3 protein-coding genes are annotated in these 4,205 nt (G+C 52.9%); 1 reads left to right on the forward strand and 2 read right to left on the reverse strand.

All coding sequences use genetic code 11. From position 1 onward, the window contains the following. Positions 1–314 precede the first annotated feature (314 nt). Positions 315–1,244, reverse strand: coding sequence for an adenylate/guanylate cyclase domain-containing protein (locus ACR0J8_RS24085; protein ID WP_480892828.1), 930 nt, complete (start codon positions 1,242–1,244; stop codon positions 315–317). A gap of 348 nt (positions 1,245–1,592) precedes the next feature. On the opposite strand from ACR0J8_RS24085, the gene ACR0J8_RS24090 reads away from it, so the two are divergent. Next, entirely contained in the window at positions 1,593–3,509 is a 1,917-nt protein-coding gene (locus ACR0J8_RS24090; protein WP_480892831.1) for an adenylate/guanylate cyclase domain-containing protein, read from the forward strand. 341 nt (positions 3,510–3,850) lie between these two features. Here the strand turns inward: ACR0J8_RS24090 and ACR0J8_RS24095 are convergent, their stop codons facing one another. Next, on the reverse strand, positions 3,851–3,961 hold the full coding sequence (locus tag ACR0J8_RS24095) for a hypothetical protein (RefSeq protein WP_480892834.1): 111 nt from the start codon (positions 3,959–3,961) through the stop codon (positions 3,851–3,853). Positions 3,962–4,205: the final 244 nt, after the last annotated feature.

The following is a 4,205-nucleotide window of genomic DNA, read 5'->3' on the forward strand; positions in this document are numbered from 1 at the left end:
TCATATCCCCGAATACTGGCTGTATGCGCGGTTTCCACTTTTGGTAGCATCGTTGCATGAACGGACCAATCCGCTCCTCGGGATCAACAAAGTTCGCTGATGAATGTCTGGTTTGGGCTGCGACCCGCCAACCATGTAAACCGCAGAAAACGGCAATATTGTCTGACATCAGCACCTTTGGGCCTGATTGAAGGATTTGCATAACGGAAGGTTTCTGGCTCATCTGAACCGTTAAGGAATGAAGATGAGACGGAAAGTTGACAAGCGGCTACTTGCGTACCTGTAGTTGATCGAAATCGGGTTTAGGGGAGCACTCAAACCATTTTCAGAAGATAGGTTCGCATCGCTTCGGACTTGCCCTTCAGAAAGATCTCGCTTGTTTCGAAGTTGAGCGTTCGAGAACTTAGTTTGTTGTACACACATTCTGAAAGGAGGATTTCATTTTCCGAAGCTTGGCTTTGGAGGCGGGCAGCCGTGTTCACAACATCGCCAACGGCAGTAAAACTTCTGGATGAGCCGGTTGCCATTTCCCCGACTTGCGCAACGCCCATATTAATACCAATCCCAACGCTCAGCATGCTGGGTTCAGACTTTATGCTATCCAACAGGCGTTGCGCCGCCCGAAGCATTACATCTGCCGTTCGTTCCCTAAGCGACGCCATCTGAACTGGATAAATCGCCATGACCTGATCTCCGATAAACTCGATCAAAGCATCGTCACGGGCAATTTCTTTTTCCGCAATACCATAGAACCGAGTTAGCATGTCGGCGGCTTCGGCTGGCGAATGCTGTTCGGACCAAGGCGTAAAGCCTCTCATGTCGGCAAATAGCAAACCCACCTCGGCATCAAGTGTTTTTGTCGGCAAGCCTTCAAAACAGCTTCTACAAAAGTTCGGGTTTTCTGAGGAGGGTTTAATACCGAAAACTCTGCCAAAACCTCGAAATGGCACAAGGCATAGACGGCACCTGGGAGACGCGGGGAGCAATCGAGTGAACCTCCGTACGCGTCCCACGAAACCGCTCTGACAAAGACTGAACGCAAGTGGCTGATCGTCCGAAGTCAGCTTTTTGATCAACCAAGCGTCATGATTGTAAATTAATACCGTAAAACCAATAGCAAGGCCGAGAAACAAAAGGGTTCCTGCGAGTATCGAAAACTTGAGCGCCACGTAGATCGCCGCTGCCAAAAACGCGATCTGAAAGGTTAAAACACCTGCTTCGATGAGTCGGGCGTTTTTCATCATCAATCCGATTTGTAGATGTCCGGCAGACTACCATTTTTGGCGATTCGCAAAAATATGGGCAGTCTCAATTGCGTCCAATAGGAACATACGTCGTTTCTGTTTTTGTGAGAGCACACTGTCGATCCAGTTGATTGCGGTGGTACAGATCCTCACGTATCTGCGTTCGGTGGAAACCGTGAAAACACTTGGTGTATGCCCGGACAGTGCTGAAGAATTCGTTCAGGTCCGGTGTTTCAACAGTCAGAGGTTTTTTGATTGTGACCAGAGCGTCCGCCAAACAAGCAAGCATACCAGATTGAATTTCGGCGTTTCTTGGAATGGCAAACCTTTCTGGCGTAAGCTCCACCAATGGAACGTCGACTTGCCGCTATCATGGCCGCCGATGTGGTTGGCTACTCACGCTTGATGGGCGCAGACGAGGTTGGCGTCTTGAACGCTCTAAAAGCACTTCGTTCGGAGCTGTTCGATCCGCAGCTCGAAAAACATCATGGTCGCATCGTTAAGTTAATGGGTGACGGAACGCTCGTCGAGTTTGCTTCGGTCGTTGATGCAGTGAACTGCGCTACTGATATCCAAGCGGAACTGACAAAGCGAAACGGAGACCTGCCTCCTGAAGAGCGGCTTGAACTGAGGATAGGCATAAACCTTGGCGACGTGATGATCGACGGCGATGATCTTTACGGTGACGGTGTCAATGTCGCAGCACGGCTTGAGGAGTTGTCAGAGCCGGGCGGCGTTTGCGTGTCTGAAGTTGTTGCAACTCAAGCTGCCGGTAAGGCAAACGTTGGTTTCGAATACTTGGGTGAAACCCGCTTGAAGAACATTTCTGAACCGGTGCGAATTTATCATGTGAACCCTCAGAGCCGAGCGATCAGTCGCCGGAGCTGGAATTGGAGCCGCGGTGTTCAGGCGGCAATAGGTGCAGCGCTTCTGATCGTTGCGACACTTGTGGTTTGGCAAGGCATCCATCGCTGGGGTGCCAATGATGCTGTTCCTTTTGACGAAGCGACGGCTCTGACCCGGCCTACAGGACCGACGATTGCGGTTTTGGCTTTCGAAAATCTGAGTGGTGACCCATCGAAGGAGTACTTGTCCGACGGCATCAGCGAGGATGTGATTATTGAGCTCGGGCGATACCGCGACCTCAACGTGTTGTCGCGACACACCACCTTTTCCTACCGCGGGCAGCACCAGGATGTGCGCAGTATCGGTGAGGCCTTGGGTGCCGATTTCGTGCTTGAAGGTACGGTACGGCAAGCGGGTGAACGTCTGCGCGTAACGGCGCGCCTGATTGACACCGATAGCAGAGCGCAAGTTTGGTCGGAGGCATTCGATGAGAAACTTACGACCGCCAATCTCTTTGATGTGCAATCTCGGATCACCGAGCGTGTTGCAGTTGCGATTGGCGACACGCGCGGTGCCATCAGGCGAACAGACGAACGGCGGGCACGGGCGAAACCGCCGGAACGACTGTCGTCGTATGAATGCACCATGTTTTACGACGATCTGTACGATAGACCAGATGTGCAAAAGCGAGTCCACGGCTGTATAGAAAGGGTTGTCAAAGAAGAGCCGGACTACTGGCGCGCCTGGGCGCAGCTGGCCGAGGCACTGCGCGTAGACCTAAGCTTTTTCGGCAATCGCTATTCCGGCACCTATGAGGAAAAACTCGACCGAGCTTTGGCTGCCGCCAACAAGGCCAAGGCACTGAACCCAAACTCTGCCCGCGTCCGACTTGTCTTGGGAATTCTTTTGCTCATGAACGGTGATCGCGACGGTTTTTTTGCCGAAGCTGAAGACGCTCTCGCGGTTGGTGGTGACCGCAGTGTGGAAGCAGAAATCGGCTATTGGCTGATTTGGGCCGGGCGTTTTGATCTGGGGGCGGCGCTCCTAAGGCGGGCTATCGACCTAGACCCAGGATCGACCATCAAAGACTGGCATCAAGCGCTCTCTGAATACCACTTTCACAAGGGTGAGTACGAACTTGCGCTTGCCGAAGCACGAAAGGGCGTGCTTCTGGACTATTGGTGGTCGATGATCCCCGAAGTCACGGTTCTAGCCAAGCTCGGACGCACCGACGAACTTAAACGCGCCCGCAACCGGCTTGAAGCCGCGCGTCCTGGCGTGAAAATCGCCGACATTGTATGGGTGTATCGCCGTTACCAGCGTCCGGACGCTCTAATAGCACCCTACATTGATGCCTTCCGGAAGGCAGGATTGCCAGAAGGCAAGTACCGAGCACTGGATATGAATGATCTAGGTTAAGTCTTTGTCTACCCTGGAAACAGATTGCGCTCGCTAATCTGGCTGTTCTCTTGGCTTGAAAAAGCAGATCTATAAAGGCGTTATTCCGGTGGCCGCTTTGTTCCGCGCCTAGGAAACCGAAAAGCACGTTTGCCAATGTCTGGTTTGGGCTGCGAACAGTCATAGGCACGGGAAGTAGCGAAGGTCGAATGCGAGCCCATAGCAGACAAACAGAAGGGGGGCAGCACGAGGTAGTTGCCGCCCCCCCCATGGTTGTTGTCGCGTTGTTTGGGATGCGCACTCACATGGCACGACTTCTCTTTCTCGATAGCGAACTGTTAGGGCGCTAAATTGACAGTCTATCACTCCATAAGTTCGATCTCGCCCGGTCGCCACGATCCGTCAAACCAAGGCTCGAGAGGGCCATACAAACGCAATACGGTCGACCACGATTTGCCCGGCATCGTCTGTATCCAGTTGCCTTCTTTGCCTTCAGGCGCTTCAGGCGCGAACTACAAGTCGAACTGTTGGCGGGAGAAATGGCTCGTTTCAGAGGATCCGGCACGAAAAACCTCAGCGCGTGGACCGCTCAACTAAAGGCCGTGGAGGCTTCGCGCAGAATTACTAGGGAAGCTCAGGCCAACGCTCGCCGATTTGCACAACAGGCAATTGCACTCGACCCGGGTTACTCGGCTCCGTATTGTACTTTGGGATTCA

Source organism: Ruegeria sp. N11 (assembly GCF_056531525.1).